At 61.5% G+C, this 22,674-nt stretch carries 14 protein-coding genes and 1 tRNA gene; 11 read left to right on the top strand and 4 right to left on the bottom strand.

Annotated features, from left to right (window positions below):
• The first annotated feature begins 107 nt into the window (after positions 1-107).
• Both DXD56_RS05405 and DXD56_RS05400 read left to right on the top strand, forming a co-directional pair.
• Positions 108-1,325 (top strand): helix-turn-helix domain-containing protein, encoded by a 1,218-nt coding sequence (locus tag DXD56_RS05405; protein ID WP_117640447.1) that lies wholly within the window; start codon positions 108-110, stop codon positions 1,323-1,325.
• Positions 1,326-1,409: 84 nt separating this feature from the next.
• Positions 1,410-1,985, top strand: a complete 576-nt coding sequence (locus DXD56_RS05400) for a hypothetical protein (protein WP_147325183.1) — start codon at positions 1,410-1,412, stop codon at positions 1,983-1,985.
• 221 nt (positions 1,986-2,206) lie between these two features.
• Here DXD56_RS05400 and DXD56_RS05395 read toward each other — a convergent pair whose 3' ends face one another.
• Positions 2,207-2,734: a nitroreductase gene (locus DXD56_RS05395; RefSeq protein ID WP_117640445.1), complete on the bottom strand. Its 528-nt coding sequence runs from the start codon at positions 2,732-2,734 to the stop codon at positions 2,207-2,209.
• A 295-nt stretch (positions 2,735-3,029) separates the two neighbouring features.
• On the opposite strand from DXD56_RS05395, the gene DXD56_RS05390 reads away from it, so the two are divergent.
• The 4 genes from DXD56_RS05390 (at position 3,030) to DXD56_RS05375 (ending at position 7,733) form a co-directional block, all read left to right on the top strand.
• Complete coding sequence (locus tag DXD56_RS05390) at positions 3,030-3,320, top strand: CDP-alcohol phosphatidyltransferase (RefSeq protein WP_199409023.1); 291 nt, start codon at positions 3,030-3,032, stop codon at positions 3,318-3,320.
• Between the two features lie 180 nt (positions 3,321-3,500).
• Positions 3,501-4,001, top strand: coding sequence for a MarR family winged helix-turn-helix transcriptional regulator (locus tag DXD56_RS05385; protein WP_117640444.1), 501 nt, complete (start codon positions 3,501-3,503; stop codon positions 3,999-4,001).
• Positions 4,001-5,725, top strand: a complete 1,725-nt coding sequence (locus DXD56_RS05380) for an ABC transporter ATP-binding protein (RefSeq protein ID WP_117640443.1) — start codon at positions 4,001-4,003, stop codon at positions 5,723-5,725. Before DXD56_RS05385 ends, DXD56_RS05380 begins: the two co-directional genes overlap by 1 nt.
• A gap of 1 nt (position 5,726) precedes the next feature.
• On the top strand, positions 5,727-7,733 hold the full coding sequence (locus DXD56_RS05375; protein WP_117640442.1) for an ABC transporter ATP-binding protein: 2,007 nt from the start codon (positions 5,727-5,729) through the stop codon (positions 7,731-7,733).
• A 108-nt stretch (positions 7,734-7,841) separates the two neighbouring features.
• On the opposite strand, the gene cysE is transcribed toward DXD56_RS05375, so the two are convergent.
• On the bottom strand, positions 7,842-8,546 hold the full coding sequence (cysE, locus tag DXD56_RS05370) for a serine O-acetyltransferase (RefSeq protein ID WP_117640441.1): 705 nt from the start codon (positions 8,544-8,546) through the stop codon (positions 7,842-7,844).
• A gap of 224 nt (positions 8,547-8,770) precedes the next feature.
• Here cysE and DXD56_RS05365 point away from each other — a divergent pair, with 224 nt between their 5' ends.
• The gene (locus DXD56_RS05365; protein ID WP_117640440.1) at positions 8,771-9,409 is read left to right on the top strand and encodes a VTT domain-containing protein; all 639 of its coding nucleotides are present in this window, start codon (positions 8,771-8,773) and stop codon (positions 9,407-9,409) included.
• A gap of 298 nt (positions 9,410-9,707) precedes the next feature.
• Positions 9,708-10,760 carry a branched-chain amino acid aminotransferase gene (locus tag DXD56_RS05360; protein ID WP_117640439.1) on the top strand — a complete coding sequence of 351 codons (1,053 nt, stop codon included), beginning with the start codon at positions 9,708-9,710 and terminating at the stop codon, positions 10,758-10,760.
• Between the two features lie 628 nt (positions 10,761-11,388).
• On the opposite strand, the gene DXD56_RS05355 is transcribed toward DXD56_RS05360, so the two are convergent.
• Positions 11,389-11,940 carry a LemA family protein gene (locus DXD56_RS05355; RefSeq protein WP_199411166.1) on the bottom strand — a complete coding sequence of 184 codons (552 nt, stop codon included), beginning with the start codon at positions 11,938-11,940 and terminating at the stop codon, positions 11,389-11,391.
• A 211-nt stretch (positions 11,941-12,151) separates the two neighbouring features.
• Here DXD56_RS05355 and DXD56_RS05350 point away from each other — a divergent pair, with 211 nt between their 5' ends.
• Positions 12,152-12,736, top strand: coding sequence for a TetR/AcrR family transcriptional regulator (locus DXD56_RS05350; protein ID WP_158549345.1), 585 nt, complete (start codon positions 12,152-12,154; stop codon positions 12,734-12,736).
• A gap of 3 nt (positions 12,737-12,739) precedes the next feature.
• Here the strand turns inward: DXD56_RS05350 and DXD56_RS05345 are convergent.
• Positions 12,740-12,829: transfer RNA gene (locus DXD56_RS05345), tRNA-Ser, on the bottom strand.
• 51 nt (positions 12,830-12,880) lie between these two features.
• On the opposite strand from DXD56_RS05345, the gene tadA reads away from it, so the two are divergent.
• Both tadA and DXD56_RS05335 read left to right on the top strand, forming a co-directional pair.
• Positions 12,881-14,662, top strand: coding sequence for a tRNA adenosine(34) deaminase TadA (gene tadA, locus DXD56_RS05340; protein ID WP_117640437.1), 1,782 nt, complete (start codon positions 12,881-12,883; stop codon positions 14,660-14,662).
• 402 nt (positions 14,663-15,064) lie between these two features.
• Positions 15,065-22,633 (top strand): Spy0128 family protein, encoded by a 7,569-nt coding sequence (locus DXD56_RS05335; protein WP_117640436.1) that lies wholly within the window; start codon positions 15,065-15,067, stop codon positions 22,631-22,633.
• Positions 22,634-22,674: the final 41 nt, after the last annotated feature.

The following is a 22,674-nucleotide window of genomic DNA, read 5'->3' as shown; positions in this document are numbered from 1 at the left end:
ACGGCGCTTTCTGCCCTATAGTGTTTGGTGAGCAATATCGTTCAATTTTGAAACACTCGGTCGTGCGACCGTCGGCGGCTGCACGTCGCCGCGGACAGGGGCAAATCATGGATAGCGATGCCAAGCTGAACATCTTGACCGAGGCCCTGGCTGCTGCTGGGGCCTCGGCATTGGCAATCGATGCGCGTGGGGACGTCGCGATCTCGACCATGAATGACGCGGCGCTTGAGCGGGGTGTGGCGACTTTTGTCGCTGAGCGCCTCGACCGTTTAGGAGACGGCGCGCGTCTGGTTATGGGGCATGCGGGTACGCGCCTGAGCCTGACCGTTCGCCCCACCGACAAAGAGGGCGGGGGCCTTTGGGTCGTCGTGGTCCGCGAGGTGCGCGGCGCCGCGGCGCATGCGGGCATCGAGTGGCTCAACGCCGACGAAGTTGAGGCCCGCTACGAATCGAGCGCGTACGGCATCGTTGAAGGCGCCGCTGCGGTAGCCGCACCGGTTGCCGAGAGCTATGCGCGCGGGGTGCCCCTTATGCTCGAGGGCGAGCTGGGAGCGGGTCAGGTCGAGATTGCCAAGCGCCTTTATCTGGACGGTCCTTTTGCCGATCAACCCTTTGTTGCCGTTGCGCTCGATGAGCTCACCGATCGCGGTTGGCGCCACGTGCTCAAAAGCGCCGAATCGCCGTTGTTCCAAACGGGGCTGACCCTTTGCATTGAGGGCTGGAATGCGGTTGGCCCTCAGCGCCTCCGCGAGCTCGTTTCCACGATGGCCGACACCGCGTTGGCGACGCGCTGCCATGTGGTGCTGACGGCGAATGACATGCCGGGCGGCAGCGAAAGCGATCAGGCTGCTTTTGTGACCGAGCGCTTCGCCTGTGCGGTGAGCGTGGCGCCGGCAATCGCCGAGCAGGGAGCCGCGTCGACGAAGGTCGCGCGCTATTTGGAATATCTCGCTGATGCATTTGGGACGGCAGCGCCCACGCTGTCTGCCGCGGCGACGAAGGCGCTCGATGCTTACCGCTGGCCGCGCAATTATCTGCAGCTCCGCGAGGTCTCGGAACGACTGTATATATTGGTGGGGGCGGGCACGGTGGACCGCGCTGTGGCGGAGGAAGTACTCGCCCAAGAGGACGTGATTAAGACCGCAACCTTTGGCGCCCCGACGCTCGAAAGTGACCTGTATATCCTGCGACCGCTGGCCGATACCGAGCGAGATATCGCGCATTTGGTTGTAGACCATCTCCACGGCAACCGAACCCGTGCGGCGGAGGTGCTGGGCATAAGCCGTACAACGCTGTGGCGCTTGCTGAAGGACGATGACCGTTGAGCGAGGCGCCCGTGACCGCGCGCGACGCGTGTGCTACAGTCCAAAGCGTTATTGTTTCGATTTGGTTACGGCGTGCGAGGGCATATGGCTGAGACTTCAAAACCGAGCCGCAGAAGGCGGAGCGCCGCGCCGGTCAACCGACGCACGACATCGGTGACGTGGGGCAAACACGCCTCGGGGTTTGATGGCTCGTTCAAGCGCACTAAATATGGCTATCCTTCGGCAAGCGCCCGCTTGGCAATGCAGGCAGAGTCCTCACTGTGGCGCCGCAAACGCGTGGTGGGCTCAAAACTCAAGCACGACGGAACGCTCGGTTACATCAGCCGCGGGGCGGCTCGCCGCAGCGGACTCAACCCGGCTGGTTGGCATCGTTATGTGCCGATCGTGGCCGTCGTTGCAGTGATCGTCATCGCACTCGCCGCGCTCGGATATGCCGGCGGTGGCGCCAACTTGGACGCAATGTTTAAATCGCCCGAGCTCGCGCATGCAGGCACAGAAGTTGTCGAGGGCGCTCAGGTCCAGACGGGCGTTGCGCCCCAACGCGGTATCGTCGCGGCAGCTTCCACCATCGCCGACGCGCAAAAGGACGAGGACGAACAAGGCAGCGAAGCCGAAACGACTCACACGAACGAAACGACGACAACGGCGACGTCAATATAAGTTGCGAGTGGGACAGCAAATTTTGGACGGGGCCTTTCAGCTGCCCAAGTGCCGAATGCCAGCAGTGGCGCACCCGATGTCAGTCACCAACAGCGAGCGAGCCGCATTTGCGCCAAGGTGACGTGAAATGAGAGGGCGCTGACCTTCTGGTCGCGCCCTCGAAATTGAACGTCAGATTGGCGTGAATGCGGCCCGCGCAGCGTCAACGGGTCCGCCGTTCGTTAGAACGGCGGAACATACACCACGTTGTCGCGGCGCGGCTTTGCCTCGGGTAGCGTGTCCTCGGCGTAGCCCAGAATGCAGTGACCGACACCGCGCAGGCTGCCGTCGGCGGGCAGGCCCCAGCTTGCCAGCAGTTCCAAGCCTTCGGGCGAGTCGAAGACCTCGTGTGCGCGATGAATCCAGCACGAATCAACGCCCAGCGCATAGGCAGCATTGAGCAGGTTGCCCATGGCGAGCGAACCGTCTTCCAGATGCGTTGGCATGCTGCGGTCAACCAGCACCACCACAACGGTCTTGGCGCCATAGAAGGGGTCACCGTTGCTGCCCATGACCTGGGCGTTGAGCTGTGAGAGACGCTCAACGGTTGCGGGGTCGGTGACGGCGACAAATGTCACCGGCTGGCGGCCCATGCCGCTCGGTGCATATTGGCCGGCTTCGATAATACGTGCAAGCTTTTCGGCCTCGACGGGACGATCGCTGTATTTGCGGCAGCTGCGGCGGTGAATGAGCGCTTCGATAGTCTCCATGGTGTCTCCTTGCGGTGGCGTTGCAGATGCCCCGTTCATACCCGTCGGGCTCAAACGATAGACGGTCAATTGCCCGGCCAAAAGGATAGATTCCAATTGGGAAAGTAGGTTTGCATAAAAGTGCCTTCAGAATGTGACAAACAAATGGGATGGTTAAACGTTTTATCCCGTCTACCCTGCGGTTTTTTACCACTTGCCTAAATGACGAACGCATAACCTCTGATAAAGGTTTTACTAAAGGAGTACCAACGTTTATCAACGCGCCGTGGTGGCGCCGGGCCAGGAGGTAACTATCATGTTCCAGGCTGGAGATGTCATCGAGACCGATTTCGAAGGATTTCTGAAGCTGCTGCGTTCCAAGACGCGCGCTTTCGTGTCGATCAACGATCACGAGTACTACATCACGCACACCGATGGCTATTGGCGTGTTCAGGATTGCGAGGCCCTCAACGACAAGGGCCACTTTACTGACTGCTCCGAGCTGGTCAACACGGTCTGCGAGGTTGTCGAGCTGCCGTGGATTGCCGGCAAGAGCCTGCATGACAGCTTCTCGGGCGCTACGGTCTATGAGGCCGTCGCCGCTTAACAGGCAATAAAACCCGATTTTCACGTGACCGCTGGCGCTGCCCCCGCGCCGGCGGTCTTTTTCTGCCGATAGGCCATAAAAGTGCAAACATTTGCGGAGCGCCTGTTGACGATAGTCAAAACTCGGACTAATCTAGAGGCATAAATTGGTCAAAAATCGGACAATCGAATGGTGGGATAGATGAATAGTGCGGTTACACTGGTCGACTTCGACCGGTTGCTCAATGGACTCGACCATATCTATTCGGAGTTCTCGCGCGCCTGCGGTCTTTCGGACTGCGCTTACTGGATGCTCGTCGATACCAGCACGGCGGGCGGCAGTGTTGCCGTAAGCCGTCTGACAAGCGAATGGTTCTACAGCAAGCAGACTATCAACTCGGCAATTAAAACCTTGACGGCGCGGGGCTTCGCAACGTTGGGGTTTGCCGAAGGCAGCCGTAAGAACAAGGTTGTGAGCCTGACCGAAGAGGGCAGGCGATTTGCCGAGCGTTATGCGCTGCCGGCACTCAAGGCCGAGCAGCGAGCCTTTGGCGCGCTTGAGCCGTGTGAGCAGCGCGAAATCATGCGCTTGATCGGCAAATTCTCTCAGGTGCTCGGCGAGGAGTGCGATGTCTTTAAGCAGCATATCGCTGCCGAGAGCCAGGCCGAGAATCAAGGTGAGGGGGAGTCGTGCGACTGCTAATGAGGTTTTTGAAGCCCTATCGAGGGCTTGTCGCAGTGACGCTGCTGGTGCTGCTGGTGGATAACGTCGGTACGCTGTTGGTTCCCACGATGCTGGCGAACATGGTCAACACCGGTATTACCACGGGCGATGTCGACTACATCCTGCGCAACGGTCTGTACATGCTCATCGCGACCGGCATGGCCAGCGGCGGCGCGGTGCTGGGCTGCTACCTTTCGGCGCGTCTGGCGGCTAACGTGGCTTGCGATATCCGCAATGCCGTGTACGACAAATCGCTCGAGCTCGCGGCCAGCGATTTTGAGCGCTTTGGCACCGGATCGATGGTCACACGCTCGCTCAATGACATCAACGTGATTCAGCAGGCTATCCTGCAGACGATTCAGCTGGTGCTGCCCGTGCCGTTTTTGGCGGTGGCGGGCATCATCTTCGCTTGGTTTATCGATCCTGCCATGGGCACGCTTCTGGGCGTAGTCGTTGCGATTGTGCTGGTGGCGGCGGTCTTTACGGTTGCCAACGCGGCTCCGATCTTTATGCGCTTGCAGAGCTTTATCGACCGCATGAACGTGGTGCTGCGCGAGAACATCGTGGGCGTGCGCGTCATCCGTGCTTTCAATAAGGAGCGCCACGAGGAGCAGCGCCTGGACGAGGTATTTAGCGATTACGCAGCCAACGCCATCAAGGTTAACCACCTGTTTGTGGGTCTCGACAGCTCCACCTTCTTTTTGATGAACATCGCCGAGGTGGCGGTGCTGTGGGTTGGCGGCAACCGCGTGGGCGCCCACGCCATGCAGATCGCGAGCATCTCGGCGGTGCTGGAGTACGCGCTTCTGATCCTGTTCTTTGTGATGATGGCGCAGATGGTGGTGCTGACGCTTCCGCGTGCCGCGGCATGCCTAAGCCGTGCACAGCAAGTGCTGGAGATTGAGCCGAGCATCGTCGATGGCCAGCGTACGCTTGATGCGGCCGCGTCCGACTCAAAGGACGGAGCCGATGCGGTCGCCGTGTTCGATCACATGTCGTTTCGCTTTGACGATGCCGACGAGGACACCCTGTACGACCTGAGCTTTGCCTGTCGCCGCGGTCAGACGACTGCGATCGTCGGCTCGACCGGTTCGGGTAAGTCGACGGTGGCAAAGCTTTTGCTGCGCTTCCACGATGCCACCAAGGGCGCCATTCGCCTGGACGGCGTTGATCTGCACGACCTTTCGCAAGACGAGATTCGCGGGCATATCGCTTACGTGCCGCAGAAGGCGTGGCTGTTCTCGGGCACCGTGGCAAGCAATTTGCGCTTTGGCAACGAAGACGCGACTGAGGCCGACATGCTTCATGCGCTGCAGGTTGCCCAGAGCACCTTTGTGCTCGATCAGCCGCAGGGGCTCGATACCCCGGTGGCGCAGGGCGGCACGAACTTTTCGGGCGGCCAGCGCCAGCGTCTGGCCATCGCCCGTGCACTCATGAAGCATGCCGATCTATATATCTTCGATGACAGTTTCTCGGCCCTGGACTTTAAGACCGATGCCGCCCTGCGCCATGCGTTGCAAGACGAGACGCGTGACGCTGCGGTGCTCATCATCGCGCAGCGCATCTCGACGATCTTGCACGCCGACCAGATTGTCGTGCTCAAGGATGGTGAGGTCGTGGGCCTGGGCACGCATGACGAGCTTATGGAAACATGCGAGGTGTACCGCGCCATCGCGGAATCGCAAATGAAGGGAGGTGAGTAGCATGGCCGATGAGCTCAAGAAGCAGGCCAGCGTTGATGACGCCGTTGCCGCGGGGCTGGTCGAGGAAACGGCTGCCGCGGCACCCGAGCTGGACGAGGCCGCCAAGGCTGCAGCCGAGCGCGAGGCTCGCCGCCAAGCGCTCTACGAGGAAAACGAACGCGCCGAGGACGAGCGCGCCCGCGCCGAGGCAGAGCGCATGCGCGACGTGGACGACGAAGACGAGGACGAGACGCCCCGTGATACCTGGGCGACGGTGCGCCGCCTGTGGAGCGAGGCTGCCGGCGACCATTGGCGCTTCTATATCGTGTTCGCGAGCATTGTGCTCTATGTCATCTTTAACACCGCCGCGCCGGCATATAGCGCCCGCGTGATTGATGAGCTGTGGGGCCACATTCAGGTGGCGTTTGCCAACGGAACCACCTTCAACATCACTTGGGAGAACTGCGGCAAGACCATCTTCGTCTACTTTATGATCTGGACGGCCGCCGGATCGTTCTATGCGCTGCAGAGTTTTTTGATGTCGAGTGTTGCTGAGCGCCTCAACCTGCGCCTGCGCAACCGCATCGCGCAAAAGCTCAGCCGTCTGCCGCTCGCTTACTTTGATGCGCATCGCCCCGGTGAGGTAGTCAGCCGCGCGACCAACGACCTGGACAAGATGTCCGAGAGCATGCAGCGCGGACTGCTGCAGCTGCTGGTGTCGATCGGCACCGTGACGGGCGCCATCATCATGATGTTCGTCTATAGCGTTAGGCTCACGTTGGTCTTTTTGGGTTTTGCGGCGGTATCGCTGCTGGTGACCAAGGTGGTCTCGCGCCGCACGCATGTCGTAACCGGTGAGCGCCAGGAATGGGTCTCCAAGATTACGAGCGCGGTCGAGGAGGGCTACTCGGGCCGTCTGGTGATTCGCGCGTTTAACCGCGAACGCCAGAGTTCTGCCGAGGTGCACGAAGCCTCGGGCGAGTTGGCGCGCGTGAGTGCCAGGGCCGACTTTATGATCAATGCCGTCGGTCCCGCGGTGCGCTTTATCGGCCGTTTGGCGCAGATCGTGATCGCGCTGGTGGGCTGCAGCATGCTGGTCGCCGGTCACATGACCGTCGGCGTGTTCCAGGCGTTCTTCCAGTTTATCTACGAGGCGTCCGAACCCATGACGCAGCTGTCATTTACTTTTAACTCGCTGCAGAGCGCGCTGGCGAGCGCAGAGCGCGTGTTCGACCTGCTCGATGAGCCCGAGATGGAGGCCGATCCGCTGCCGGACGAGGCCGCCAAGCTGCCGGGTCGCGTTGAGGGCCGCGTTGCTTTTGAGCATGTGCGCTTTGGCTATTCGCCCGACAAGCCGCTTATGCGCGACGTGTCGTTTACCGCCGAGCCGGGCCAGAAGATCGCCGTGGTGGGAACCACGGGCGCGGGTAAGACCACGCTCATCAACCTGCTCATGCGCTTTTACGAGATCGACGGTGGCCGCATTACGCTCGACGGCGTGGACACGAGCCGCATGGATCGCGGCGAGCTACGTCAGCAGTTTGGCATGGTGCTGCAAGACGCCTGGCTGTTCGACGGCACGATTGCCGAGAACATCGCCTACGGCTGTCCCGAGGCGACGCGCGACGAGATCGTGGCGGCTGCGCGCGCCGCGCAGGTCGACTTCTTTGTGCGCACCATGCCGCAGGGTTATGACACGCGGGTGGCCAACGATGCCGAGAGCATTAGTCAGGGCCAGCGCCAGCTGCTGACCATTGCGCGCGTGCTGCTCAACAACCCGGCGATTCTCATCCTGGACGAGGCGACCTCAAGCGTGGACACGCGCACCGAGCTTGCCATCGGCCGTGCCATGGACGCGCTCATGCGCGGGCGCACGAGCTTTGTAATCGCGCACCGTCTGTCGACGATCGTTGATGCCGACTTGATATTGGTCATGGATCACGGCAACATTATCGAGCAGGGCACACATGAGGAGCTGCTCGCAGCCGAGGGCGCTTACGCCGACCTCTACCTGAGCCAGTTTGCTTAATGTGGCAAAGGGACAGTCCCGCATGTCACATCGAAAAGAAGGCGCGCCGGGGGATTGATTCCCCGGCGCGCCTTCTTGCGTTGATGCGGGTCTGTACCGTTCGCAGCCCTAGCGTTCGTCCACGAGCTTGACGACGAGGGCCTTGAGCTCGGCCACCTCTCGCTCGAGTTCTTTGACGCGGCGGGCATTTTCGGTGATGCCCTGGCGGTTGAGGGCGCTCTGCTCGGCGGCATCGTCGGGCATGTATTCGCGGTGCTGCTTGGCGTCGAAGCTTTCCTCGAACACACGGCAGCCGTTGCGCTTGATGATGCGGCCGGGCACGCCCACGACGGTGCAGTTGTCGGGGACGTCTTTGACGACGACCGAGTTGCCGCCGATTTTGACGTTGTTGCCGATGCGGATGTTGCCGAGCACCTTGGCACCGGTGCCCACGGTGACGTTGTTGCCAAGCGTTGGGTGGCGTTTGCCGGTCTCGTTGCCGGTACCGCCGAGTGTGACGCCCTGATAGAGCACGCAGTTGTCGCCCACGATGGTGGTCTCGCCAATAACGACGCCCATGGCGTGGTCGATAAAGAAATGTTTGCCGATCTGCGCGGCAGGGTGAATCTCGACGCCGGTGATATGGCGGGTGATTTGCGAGAGCACGCGGGCGAGCGAGCGATGGCCATGTTCCCACAGCCAGTGCTCGGGTACGTGGTTCCACTTGGCGTGAAGACCGGGGTACGAAAGGAAAATGACCAGACCGTTTTGCGCGGCGGGGTCCTGCGCCTGGACGGTCTTGATGTCCTCGCGAATGGTATTGATAAAGCTCACTGACCGCCCTCCCTTAGCGCCATGGCAATGCGATTCAATAAAGTATAGCGATTCGCTAGGGATTAGGAAGAGCAATCTTTCACGGCTTAGCGTGACAGGTGTCAGTTATGCATACTTGCTGGTAATGGAGTCATGCTTTTGTGGGGTTGCGCACGAGGGGGTGCCGCAACCGTATACTGGTCAACTTGGACGTATCCGCGCCCACAACTGAGAGGTTTTACTTCATGGGTTTCATTAATTTTATCGCCGAGTTGCTCAAAGACCCGCGCACCGCGATCGCCAGTTGGATCGCCGCCGGCCCGCTTATGGCCTACGGCTGCGTGTTCCTGATCATCTTTATCGAGACGGGCGTGGTGTTCTTCCCGTTCCTTCCCGGCGATTCGCTGCTGTTCGCCTCGGGCTTCTTTGCCCACAACGGCGGCTTTAACATCGTGGCCCTGCTGGCCGTCGCATGGGCTGCTGCTATCCTGGGCGACCAGTGCAACTTTATGATCGGTCACTTCTTTGGCAAAAAGATCATCGCTTCGGGCAAGGTAAAGGCCATGACGCCCGAGCGTATTAAAAAGTCCGAGGACTTCCTGGACAAGTGGGGTCACCTGGCCATTTTCCTGGGTCGCTTCTTCCCGTTTATCCGCACCTTTGTGCCCTTTATCGCCGGTATGGGCGGTATGCACTGGCGCAACTTTGTGATCTTTAACGTGCTGGGCGGCATTACCTGGTCGACGGTCTTCACGCTGCTGGGCTACTTCTTTGGCGGCATTCCCTTTGTGCAGGAGCACTTTGAGCTGCTGATTATCGGCATTGTTGCCGTGTCGATCATCCCGACTGTGGTCGGCATCGTCAAGGCCAAGCTGGGCAAATAGAGCGCTTAGCCTGAATCGGCGCGCAAACCGTGTAGTTGAGGCCCGTCATCGCTTGCGGTGGCGGGCCTCTTTAGTGCCGTTCAAATGAGAATACTTTAGTTAGTTAAAGAAAAACGTTTTATCCAACGCGTGCGGGGAGTACAATCTCGTGCATGCGAATCGACGTGCCATCGGCTTTGATGCTGTTCGCGTGTCCCGTCCGGCTCTACGCTCCGGATGTGCGACGTTGCGACGCGGTCGGCCTCGGTCCTTGCGTGCGGGTTCGCGAGTATGCAACTGTGTATGTAAGGAGCGACATATGACTGTCGAGAAGAAGGATATCGATTGGGGTAGCCTCGGCTTTGGCTACATGAAGACCGATTACAGCTACGAGGCTCATTGGAAGGATGGCGAGTGGGACGAGGGTGGCCTGACCACCGACCACACCCTGCATGTCTCCGAGTGCGCTGGCATCTTCCATTACTGCCAGGAGGTCTTTGAGGGCCTGAAAGCCTACACCGCCGAGGACGGCAGCATCGTCTGTTTCCGTCCCGACATGAACGCTGAGCGTATGTACAACTCTGCGCAGCGCCTCGAGATGCCCCCGTTCCCCAAGGACAAGTTCGTTGAGGCCGTCAAGCAGGTCGTTTCTGCCAACGCCGCCTGGGTTCCGCCCTTCGGCTCCGGTGCAACCCTGTACGTGCGTCCGTTTATGATCGGCTCCGGTGACGTGATCGGCGTGGCTCCCGCTCCTGAGTACACGTTCCGCATTCTCGTGACCCCGGTCGGTCCGTACTTTAAGGGTGGCCTCAAGCCCGTCAAGCTGCGCGTTTCCGAGTACGACCGCGCCGCACCGCACGGCACCGGCAACATCAAGGCTGGCCTGAACTACGCCATGTCCCTCAAGCCCACGATGGAGGCCCATCGCGAGGGTTATGCCGAGAACCTGTATCTCGACTCTGAGTCCCGCACCTATGTCGAGGAGACCGGCGGCGCGAACGTTCTGTTCGTGAAGGAGGACGGCACGCTCGTCGTTCCGCAGTCGCACACCGACTCCATCTTGCCCTCCATCACCCGTCGTTCGCTTGTTCAGGTTGCCGAGGACCTGGGCATGACCGTTGACCAGCGTCCCGTCGAGTGGGCTGAGGTCAAGTCCGGCACCTTTGTTGAGTGCGGCCTGTGCGGCACCGCTGCCGTCATTTCCCCGGTGGGCGAGATCGACAACAAGGTCTATGGTGCCGATGAGACCGTGACCTTCCCGGCTGGCTACACCGAGATTGGCCCTGTGATGAAGAAGCTTCGCGAGACCCTGACTGGTATCCAGTCTGGTGCTGTTGAAGATAAGCACAACTGGGTTTACACCGTGGCGTAACCTGGCTTCGTAATTCCCATCAAGCCCTGACCGAGGCGGACCGGCCTATCTCCCGGCGCGTCCTCGGACATGAAAGAACCTCCGCTGCGCACTACGTGCGGCGGAGGTTCTTTCGTCCTGTGGAATGCGCCGGGAGATAGGCCGGTCCGCCTCGGTCGAGTGCTCTGCATTCCTTGCCAGGAGGTTACTGGGCTGTAGGGGAGAAGGTGCGCGGCCTATTGGCCGCGCCTTTTATTTGGCTGTTAGGGCTTTGCCGTAGTTGCAGCCGAAGAGGGGACGTGCACGTTTTTTCGGTTGCCGCTCGCCTGGGGTGGGGCGGGGCGTGCATTTTTGGGAGTTTTCAGCAGTCGAGGGTGCCTGCATACTGGTTTTTGGACAAAAGTCAGGCGCCATGAGCCGCATCCTGTAAAAAAATGAGCGATCTCTGAGGCGCTGAGGGCTCAGAATCAGGGTTTTCAACGCGGTTCTGTGGGCACGTTCCTGCCCTGTGGGTTCCGGGATGCTGAAAACTCCAAAATTTGCACGCCGCCCCTGGGGGTACCTTCGGGCAAAAAGCAACCGCCCCGTCGAAGTATGCATTCGACGGGGCGGTTTATGCAAAAACGGTTGTGGATGCGTCAACGGCTCACTAGAACTTGACGGTTGGTGCCTGGCGGGCGGCCTCGGCGGCCTCGAAGCCCTGGCGCTCCTTAAACTGGAAGATGCCGGCAAAGATAACAGCCGGGAACGTCTGGATGGCGTTGTTGTAGCTGAGCACGCAATCGTTGTAGCTCTGGCGTGCGTAGCTCACCTTGTTCTCGGTATCCTCGAGCGATGCCTGGAGCTGCGTAAAGTTGGTGTTCGCCTTAAGGTCGGGGTAGGCCTCGGCGACGGCAAAGAGCTGGCGCAGCGCACCGGTCAGCACGTTGTCGGCTTCCATCTTGGCCTCGGGCGTAGTGGCCTTGACGGCGGTGTTACGCGCGCTGATCACGGCGGAGAGCGTCTCCTGCTCGTGCTTGGCGTAGCCCTTGACGGTCTCGACCAGGTTGGGGATCAGGTCGTTGCGGCGCTGCAGCTGCGTATCGATGTTCTGCCAGGCGTTATCGATGCGGTTACGCTTGGTGACCATGTTGTTGTAGATGCCGGCGATGGCGCAGACAATCACAATGACAACAACGATGCCGATGATGACGGTAATCATGATGTCTCCGTTTCGAATGGCCGCGGCGGCATGCGCCAGCTGCCGTTGGTATAACGCTACTAGTATACCCGCAACGTTTTGCCGTGCCGAACTTTCCGGTAAGCGTTATGTTTTCGGTGGGGTTGGCACTGGGGCAAAGCGCGCGAGGTACAGGTGTAAGATATGCGACAGATTGACGAGTGTTGTCTTTGCCCTGAGGATGGCGATACCAGTGGACCTTCGCATCAAGAAAACCTACCGCGCCCTGTTCGATGCCTTCACTGAACTTCTCGAGGAGCATCGTTTTGAGGACCTGACGGTTGCCATGCTGTGCGACCGCGCCATGATTCGCCGTACGACGTTCTACAAGCACTTTCGCGACAAGAACGATTACTTTGCCTTTTATATCGATGAGCTTATGTCGGGCTTGCCGCAAAAACAGCCCGATGAGGCCGGCGCAGTGTCTGCCGAGGACGTGCGCGCGCTTCGGCACGCGATTTTGGACGATGCCATGGATTTGATTCTGGCGCACGAGCAGCTCATGGATAACATTTTGGCAAGCAGCATGTCGGGCATGCTGACCAACGTTATTTGCGACCGCATTGCCCGCTCCATCCGCGAGCGTGTGATGAACGTGCTTGCCGAGGATGCCCTGGCCCCCGTGTCACTCGAGACGACGTCTGAGTTTGTCGCCGGCGGTATTATTCGACTTTTCACGATATGGTGGGAATCGGGCCACGATCTTGAACGTCGACCTGAGATAGCCGACGTGGTCGATGCACTGTTCGAGCGAACCATGACGCCGGTGCATCACTAAAAGTGGCGGAGAGAGGGGGATTCGAACCCCCGGAACGCTCTCGCGCTCAACGGTTTTCAAGACCGCCGCATTCAACCGCTCTGCCATCTCTCCGTGAGTCGTAATGATAGCATCGTTTTGAATTTGCAACAGGGAAGGCGAACGATGACGATCACCGAAATCGACGAGAAGTTCATGCGTGAGGCGCTGGCGGAGGCGCGCGCCGCCGCGGCGGTGGGCGAGGTGCCCATCGGAGCCGTAGTGGTGCGCGCGGGCGAGATTGTCGCGCGGGCGCATAATCGTCGCGAGCTCGATCAGGATCCTTCGGCTCATGCCGAGTTTGCGGCCCTGTGCGCTGCCGCTCGGTCGCTCGGTCGCTGGCGCCTTTCCGATTGCACGGTCTACGTGACGCTCGAGCCCTGCTGCATGTGTGCGGGGCTTATGGTTAACGCGCGCGTGGGGCGCTGCGTGTATGGCGCGAGTGATGCCAAGGCGGGCGCGCTGGGTTCGCTGTATGACCTGAATGCCGATTCGCGCCTGAATCATCGGTTTAACGTGACGGCTGGGGTCCTGGCGGATGAATGCCGCGAGCTGCTGAGTAGCTATTTTGGCGGTCTGCGCGGAGCGGGCGGCACTGATTGCGGTTGTGGGGCCGATCTTGAGGCGCATGCCGCTCACGCCGCAGCGCTTGCAGGTGCCGGTGAGGATGCTGACACGGCGGTTGACTTTGGTCCTGCGTGCCGCCGGCCCCGCCGCGTGCTGCTGGCAATTGACTCCTTTAAGGGCAGCGTTTCGAGCGCGCAGGCGGAGGCAGCGGTTGCCGAGGGCGTGCGCCGCGTTTGGCCCGATGCCGAGCTGAACGCTTTGCCGCTGGCAGATGGTGGCGAGGGAACGCTCGACGCCGTTGCCGCGCGTGGTGGCGAGCTCTCGACCTGCGAGGTGGCAGGTCCCTTTGGTGAACCCGTGTCTGCCCGGATGCTGGTAGATGCCGAGCGCGAGTCCGCGGTCATCGAGATGGCCGAGGCGGCTGGCATTGGGTATTCGCCTTGCACGGAGTCGTCGGCGCTGGCTGCTACAACCTATGGCGTGGGCGAGCTGATGCTCCGTGCGGTTCGTGCCGGGGCAAAGACTATCTATATTGGCTTGGGCGGCAGCGCCACCAACGATGGTGGCGCCGGTATGCTGCAGGCGCTGGGCGCGCGTGTGGTCGATGATCGGGGCTGCGATATCGCCCCCGGTCTTGCCGGCCTTGAGCGGGTGGCGAGCGTTGATTTGGCGCCAGCGCTGCAGGCTTTGGATGGCGCTCGTATCGTTGTGCTTTCGGATGTCGAGAATCCGCTCGTGGGGCGTCGGGGCGCATTAGCGGTGTTTGGCGGGCAGAAAGGCTTGCCGACGGGTGACGCCGAGGCGCTGAGCAGGTGCGACAGCTGGATGGTCGGCTACGGTCGTCTACTCGATACGGCAATTGTCGAGGCTCGGGCCCAGGGGTTGTTGCGCACACCCGAGGGCGCACGGACATTTGGCTCGGTGCTCGGCGTGCCCGGCGCGGGCGCTGCCGGTGGCTTGGGCGCGGCGTTGCTGGCACTCGGTGCGGAGCTACACTCGGGTGTGGAGACGGTGCTCGATCTCGTGGGGTTTGACGAGCGCGTGCGCGATGTCGACCTGGTCATAACGGGCGAGGGCAATATGGATGAGCAGTCCGCCGCCGGTAAGGCGCCGGTGGGCGTGGCCCGTCGTGCGAAGCGATATGGCAAGCCGGTGGTTGCCGTCGTGGGCGGTCGCGCTGACAACCTGGATGCGGTATATGGGCAGGGTATTGACTTGGTTTTGCCGATCTGCCGCAAGCCCATGGACCTGGAGCGGGCACTCGATTCGCAAGAAGCCACAACCAACCTCATCTGTGCCGGCGAGTCTGTTGCGCGAGCCTACGACCTCGGCCGCATCTAGAAAAGTAGTCTTTTTGCACTTCAGGTGTTGACGCCGCCATTTATGTGCCATTAGTAGATTGCTCTTCGTTCAGTTGTTCGCCAATTAATCATGCCAATTAATTACCATTTCGGGCGAAGACGTGGATTATCTCCATGATGGGCCTCTTTGGTCATAATGTTGTCTTTAACTGTCCTTAATCAATAGATCGCTCGTGGGAAGAGAAGGCGACACCAGAGGGGGAGAAGGGAATTGGAGAGGAAAGTTTTCGGCGGGGGGGGGCAGAGAGTCGCTGCTCTCTGCCTTGCGCTGGTTCTCGGCTTCGGATGTTTATCCGTTGGCGCGACGGCCGGTGTCGCATATGCGGCCACGGAATCGCGGACCGCGTATACTGCGGAGGAGTTTGAGATCACCCAGGACGGCGTGACCTATTCGTGCGAGACCACGGATAAGGGCACGGCGGAAATCACAGGTATTGTTGCCGACGACAGTGTGACCGCGGTGAGTGTGCCCAGCTCCATCGAGCATGGTGGCCAGACCTACAAAGTCACCAAACTTTATTTCTCGTCTGGTATCGTGGCCAAGAACGTTGAGCAGCTGACGCTTCCCGACACGCTCGAAAAAATGTACGGAGGGAATTTCCGGAGGTTCGCAAAGGTCAAGGAGCTCCATATCCCTGGCTCCATCAAGAACTTCGCTTGCTCGCTGCAAAACGCTGGCTCGCTCGAAAAGCTCTATTTCGATGAGGGCGTCGAGGAGATTAGCGCCAACATGATGGTCTATGGCTGCAGCAACCTTTCGGAGATCGATCTCCCCTCAACCCTCAAAATGATTTCGGGCTCGGGCGCCTTCGAGGGGGCTACGGCCCTCACAGGCATCGAGTTTCCAAAAGATGTCGCCTTCTCCGACACCATAACGGGCGTGTTCGAAGACTGCACGTCTCTGACAAGCGTGTCGTTGCCCGCTTCGGTTACCAAGATCCCCTCGCACATGTTTGACGGATGCACCTCTCTCACGTCCGTCACCGCGCTGAGCGAAATCGAGTCCATCGGGGATGGGGCGTTTCGGACTTGCTCGAGTTTGACTGGGATCGATTTCCCAGGCACATTGAAGAGCATCGGATCCTCTGCTTTCCAGGGGTGCGCCAGCCTGGTGAGCGTGCCCAATCTAAGCAAGGTGACAAAGATGGGCTGGGGGGCTTTTTACGAGTGCAAAAATCTGCAGGCGTCCGTGGATCTGTCCTCGCTTCAGAACATTCCGGACAATGCGTTCTGCTACACACCGGTTAAGATCGTGGGGCTTTGCGACAGCCTGAAGAGTATCGGTGAGTGGGCCTTTATCCAGAGCAACGTCGCCGTCCAGCTTCCCAGGACACTTGAGACAATTGGCAACTACGCCTTCTATTACGGCACGTTGCCGGAGCAGCTTTCCATTCCGGATTCCGTGACTTCCGTTGGCACGGCGGCCTTCTCGGGCGTAGGTGGCGTGAAGGATGTGACGATCGGGCGCGGCCTCACCGAAATACCCTCGGGTATGTTTGAAGGCAGCACGGTTAAAAAGATCACAATCGAAAACAGCATGGACGACATCAAAGGCTCGGAGAACCTCCCGTTCTTTGGCGTCGATATCGTCTACACGCGCGAGTCCATCGATGACGGCGTCGGCGGTACCGTGAGCGATGACAGCACCAAGACCCTTCAGGATCTGGTCGACGAGGCCCCCTATGACAAGGAAACCGTCATCACCCTGAAAAAGCACGTGAAGCTTGGCTCCACGCTCACGATTCCTGCCGGGAAGATGATTAAGATCACGTCGGATGAGCCCTATACCATCTTGGCAAAGAAAAGCGGCTTCTCCGTACTGGTCAATGTTGCCGAGGGGGCATCCCTCGAGCTGTCGGGGAAAGTGTCCCTGAGTGGTCGCTACAACAAGGGCGCCATTATTTCTAGCAGGGGAGCGGTTGTGCTCTCTGACGAGGCCGTTGTGTGCGACGGCGCTGCGAACACCGTCAATACGGGTGTCATCGACGTGTCGGGAGACAAGGCTTCGCTTACCATGACGGGCGGCGTTATCGAGCAGTGCGAACTTAAGGACGCGTATTGCGGCGCTGTCCACGCGAAAGACGGCGCTCATGTTGTCATGAAGGGCGGCGTTATCCGTAAGAATCACGTGTCTTTCTCCGCAGACGGCGATGGTAATTACCTTTCGTCTACCGGCATCATGCTGATGGGCGATGCCCACCTTGAGATGAGTAACGGCAGTATCGAGGATAACGCCGGCTATCAGGGCGGCGCGGTGGTCATGTACAGCGAGGCTCGTAACCAGAGAGCCTCCTTTGAGATGACCGGTGGTCAGCTTGTGCGCAACAGAGGCTATAAGCTTGGGAATCGAACTCCCTCCGGCGCAGTGCACGTCGAAGGGAATGCCGAGTTTACCCTCAAGGGCGGCAAGATCGAGGACAATATTGCGTATTCTGATGGCAAAGGCGGCGGAGTGTGCGTGGTCGATCGCGGCCTGCAGCAGGGTGGTAGGGACCATACCGCTTTCACTATGAAAGGTGGCTCCGTATCGGGTAACTCCGCTTCCGCCGGCGGAGGCATCTATACCTATTCAGATGACGTCAAGCTCAGTGCGGGCGAGATCAAGGACAATACTGCTCGGAATATGGGTGGCGGCGTATATAGCGAAGGCAACGAGTATCTCGTCTATAGCACGCTCCATATCGAAAACGCTCTCGTTGTTGATAACCATGCGAAAAAGCAGGGCGGCGGCATGTGGTTCTGCCCGACCGGAGATGCCAAGGTCTACGTCCAGAACGGTGGCCTGATCGCCAGGAACTCGGCCGATGAGGCGGGAGACGACCTCGTCTTCACCGGCTTCAAAGACGCCAAATACAAACTGACCTTGGCCAACCGCGCTCCGGGCGGCGGAAAGGTCAGCTGGTACAGAGACGGTGGGCTGTTTAACCCCGAAGGCACTTATGCGGAAACAAACACCGAAATCCCGCGATTCTCTCCCGACGGTGGCAACGGCGAGCCCCTGTCCTTTACCGACGCCACGCCGAACGTCGCGCTTAAATCTGTGATGAGCGAGGATGTGTATAACCTCGGCCGCGGTCAGACGTCGCTGACGATCTCTGGCAATACGGCCGAGCGGGGAGGCGGCATCGGCGCCAACGGCGGTGTCATCATCGGCAAGTCCGAGAACATCGACATTCCCATCAAAAAGGTCTGGGAGAACCCCAGGATTCCCCATCCTAATAAGGTCAAAGTAAATCTCAAGAACGGCGATACCGTCATCGATTCGATCACCCTGAGCGAGTCCAACGACTGGAAGGGCGTCTTCTCCAACCTGCCCGCGGGCGCGCACTACACCGTGTCCGAGGACCCCGTCGAGGGCTACAGCTCGAAGGTCACCGGCGACGCCGAGCGCGGCTTCACCGTGACCAACACCTCCACGGCCAAGGTCTCGGTGCCCGTCGAGAAGAAGTGGGTCGGCCCGGCGGCCGAGAAGGCCACCGTGCGCCTGCTCGCCGACGGGAAGGACACCGGCGAGTCGGCCGAGCTGTCGAAGTCCAATAGCTGGAGGCACACCTTCGGGGGCCTGCCCAAGTACTCCAAGTCCGGCTCCGTGATCGGCTACGCCGTGGCCGAGGACCCCGTCGAGGGCTACAGCTCGAAGGTCACCGGCGACGCCGAGCGCGGCTTCACCGTGACCAACACTGTGAAGACGGGCGAGCTCGACGTCTCCAAGACCGTCGTTGCGCGCGAGGGCCTGGCGGTCGACGCGGACAAGATATTTAAGTTTGTGGTTGAGGCCACCGATGCCATGGGCCGCAAAGTATCCGGCACCTACGGTGACGCGACGTTCGAGGACGGCAAGGCGACCCTCAAGCTCAAAGATGGCCAAACGGCGAGGATCACGGGGCTGCCCGAGGGAACTGCCTACACGGTGACCGAACGTGCCGCCGAGGGCTACACGACCGCGGTGAACGGAGCCGAGGGATCCAGGGCCGATGGCTCCATCTCGGCCGATCAGGTCGCCTCCGCCGCCTTCACCAACACCTTCGACCCCGCCCCCGCCACGGCGTCCGTCCCCGAGCTCACCAAGGTGCTCGCTGGAGGCCGCAAGCCCGGCCTCCAGGAGGGGGAATTCACCTTCGAGCTCTCCCTCACCGATGGCGCGGGCAATGTCCTCGAGGGCTACCCAATCGAGGCGAAGAATGACAAGGACGGCAAGGTTTCCTTTGGCGAGCTCAGCTTCACCAATCTGGGCACCTACCACGCGACCGTGACCGAGAAAGCAAGCGGCGATGTCCTGATTGAGGACGATGCGCATGCCTTCACCTTCGACATCGCAGTGACTCAGACTGGTGCCGGCCTTAAGGCCGAGATCTTCAACGAGCGGGGCAAGAAGACCTTCACCAACACCTTCACGCCGCACGACAACACCAAGACCGTCACCAAGGCGGACGCCTCGGGTGCCAAGGTCAATGTGGATGGCAGGCTGGTGGGCGTGGGCGATACCCTCACCTATACCATCGGCTGGGCCAATAACAGCGTCGACGACAGGGGCGCCGCGCAGGCGGCTGACGTGACGGTGACCGATGTCCTGCCCAAGGGCGTTAACTATGTTGAGGGTTCTGCCGACGGTGCCGCCTACGACGCCGCGACGCGCACCCTTACCTGGTCGCTCGGCGAGCAGGCTGCGGGCGCCACGGGCACGCTCAGCTTTGACGTGAAGGTCTCCGCCGAAGCCGCCGTGGTCGACGACATCTCCAACACCGCCACGGTCAAGGTGGGGGAGAACGAATCCCAGACCAACACGACCCACAACAGCGTGTCCCGCGAGGGCAGCCTCACCGTCAAGAAGACGGTCGTCGGCGGCGACAGCCAGCGAGAGTTCGGCTTTACGGTCGCGCTGACCGACGGGGACGGCGAGCCCGTCTCCGGCACCTTCGGCAAGGGCGAGCACGCCGTGACGTTCGCGGGCGGCAAGGCGAACTTCACGCTTAAGGATGGCGGGGAGAAGATCATCTCCGGCCTACCCGTGGGCGCGCACTATACCGTGACCGAGGATGCCGCCGAGGGCTACGCGACCACGGCCGAGGGGGCCGAAGGCGCCGTGACCGAGGACGGCGCGACTGTCGCGTTCACCAACACGTACGGAACGGCCACCGAGGGCAGGGACGTCTCCACCGCGGGGCTCTTCACCAAGACGCTCGAGGGCCGCGACTGGGCGGAGGGCGACAGCTTCCAGTTCACGCTCGCGGGCGAGGACGGCGCCCCCATGCCCGAGGGCTCTGCCGACGGCTCCAAGACCGTCAGCGTGACGGCCGGCGCCGGCACCAAGGCGGGCGATAGGGTCGCCTTCGACTTCGGCCCCATCCGCTACACGCTCGATGACATCAAGGACGCCGGGTTCGCCGAGATCGGCGGCAAGCGCGTGCGCGCCAAGACCTTCACCTACACGGTGCGCGAGGTCAGGCCCGATGACGGCTCCGCCATCGCTGGTGTGGCCTACGACGGCCACACCGCCACGATGACGGTGACCGTGACCGACGACGGCTCCGGCAACCTCACGGCCACGACGCCCGCAATCGCGCAGGCGAGCGGCGGCGACTTCGTCAACACCTACACGACCGAGCTCGACTACTCGGCCCGCGCGGGAGTGCGCCTGTCCAAGACGCTCTCCGGCCGCGCCATGGAGGCGGGGCAGTTCGCCTTCACCGTGACCGCGGACGCCGAGACGGCCGCCAAGCTCGGCCTCAAGACCGGCAAGGACGCCTACGCCGTGGCCGCGGCCGATGACGGTGCGGCCGGCCTGGTCGACCTCATCGGCGGGACCGCGGAGAGCGACGTGAAGTTCACCGACGCCGACGCGGGCAAGGTCTATCGCTTCACCGTCACCGAGACCAAGCTCGGCGGCGAGGGCTACACCAACGACACCGCGCCGCGCACGGTGACCATCGCGCCCGCCTACGATGCCGCGACGGGCAAGCTTACGGTCACGACCACAGTTGCCAAGGACGGTGTCGAGGTCGCACGCAGCGAGGTCTCCACAGCGGATGGCGCCACGGCGGCGCCCGCGCCCGTGACGGTCGCGTTCGAGAACTCCTACGAGGCCACCGGAAAGCTCGGCGGCGAGGGCAACGTGGCAATTAATGCCACCAAGACGCTGACGGGCCGCGCCGCGAAGGCGGGCGAGTTCTCGTTCTCCGTCCGCAATGCCCAGGGTAATGTGGTCGCGATCGCGACCAACCAGGCCTCCGGCGACGGCGAGGCCGCGGGACTTGCGTTCTCGTCCATCGCCTACACCACCGACGCTCTCGAGCAGATGGTGGCGGACGGCACCGCCACCAGGGCCGCCGACGGCTCCTGGGTCATTCCCTATACCGTTTCCGAGGACGGCACGGGCCGGCTGCCCGCGGGCGTGACGGCGGCCGCATCGAGCTTCGGCATTACGGTCAAGGTGACCGATGACGGCAAGGGCAGGCTGGATGTGGCCGTGGTCTACCCCGAGGGCTCCGACGGCACGCTGTCGTTCGTGAACGGCTATAGCGCCGGCGAGGCGACGGTCGACCTCGCGGGCACCAAGACGCTGGCGCTCGGCCAGGCTGGACTCGGCCTCACGCAGGCCGACATCGAGGGCAAGTACGCCTTTAAGATTGAGCCGCTGGATGGCGCGCCCGCACCGGTCGACGCCTCCGGCAAGACGGTGACCGAGGCGACCAACGACGCCGTCGGCAATGTCGTGCTGGGCCACGTCACGTTCAGGCAGCCGAGCGATCTCGATGACGTCGAGATCGACGGCGACGGCCTGCGCACCAAGACGTTCGCCTACCGGGTGAGCGAGTCCGGCTCGGTCGACGGCGTGGTCAATGACGCGACGGCGACCAGGACCTTCACGGTCAGGGTCGTCGAGGACACCAATGCGGGCACGCTCGCCGCGGAGGTCCTGCCCGCAGAGGGCACGCCCGAGGGCAGGGGTGCGTTCGAGTTCACCAACACCTACGGCGTGAACCCGACGCCGAGCTCCGTCACCGACCAGATCAAGGTGAACAAGAAGCTTAAGGGCCGTGACCTGGCCGAGGGCGAGTTCGAGTTCCAGCTGGTCGAGCTTGCCGCCGACGGCAGCGAGAGCGTCGCGGCGACGGGCAAGAACGCCGCCGACGGCACGGTCGCGCTTAGCCCCGTCACCTACACCGCGCCCGGCACGCACAGCTACGAGCTGCGCGAGGTCGCCGGCACGGCGGGCGGCGTGACGTACGACAAGACGACGTACTGCGTGCGCACGACGGTTGCCGATGCCAAAAACGGCACGCTTACCGTCAAGCACGAGCTCATGGATGCCGAGGGCAATCCCGCGAACGACACCTCGGTGACCTTCACCAACGGCTACCAGGCCGCACCCGTCACCCTCAAGCTGGGCGCCGCCAAGGTGCTCAAGGGCGCCGAGCTCAAGGCGGGCCAGTTTAGCTTTGAGCTCAAGGGCCGGGACGGCAAGGTCATGTCGACCGCCAAGAATGCCGTGGACGGCAGCGTCACGTTCGATGCGCTGACGTTCAAGCAGGCTGGCACCTACACCTTCACGGTGAGCGAGGTCGACGACGGCCAGGCGCACGTGACCTACGACAAGGCGGTGCACAAGATCGTCGTCACGGTGAGCGACGAGGCGGCAGATGGCACCAAGACGGGCTATCTGTCGGCGAAGGTCTCCTACGAGGGCGACGCCAACCTGCCGCCAGTCTTCACCAACAGCTACGCCGAGAATCCCGGGACCCCCGGCACCCCCGAGAACCCCGGCACGCCGGGCGGTGGCTCGGATGGCGGTTCCGATAGCGGTTCCGGCGGCAGCTCCGGCGACGGCTCCAAGGGCGGCATGCCCGGCACCGGCGACCGCAGCCTGCCGGTTGAGGCACTCGGCGCCATGGCCGGCATCGGTGCGCTGGCCGTCGCGGGCGGCGCGGTCCTGTACCGCAAGCGCCGCTAACGATATGGACGAGTGGGGCGAATCCATCCGATGGGTTCGCC

Origin of the sequence: Collinsella sp. TM06-3, from assembly GCF_003436395.1 — a bacterium.
Lineage (GTDB): Bacteria > Actinomycetota > Coriobacteriia > Coriobacteriales > Coriobacteriaceae > Collinsella.
This window is presented reverse-complemented; position numbering and strand designations above follow the sequence as displayed.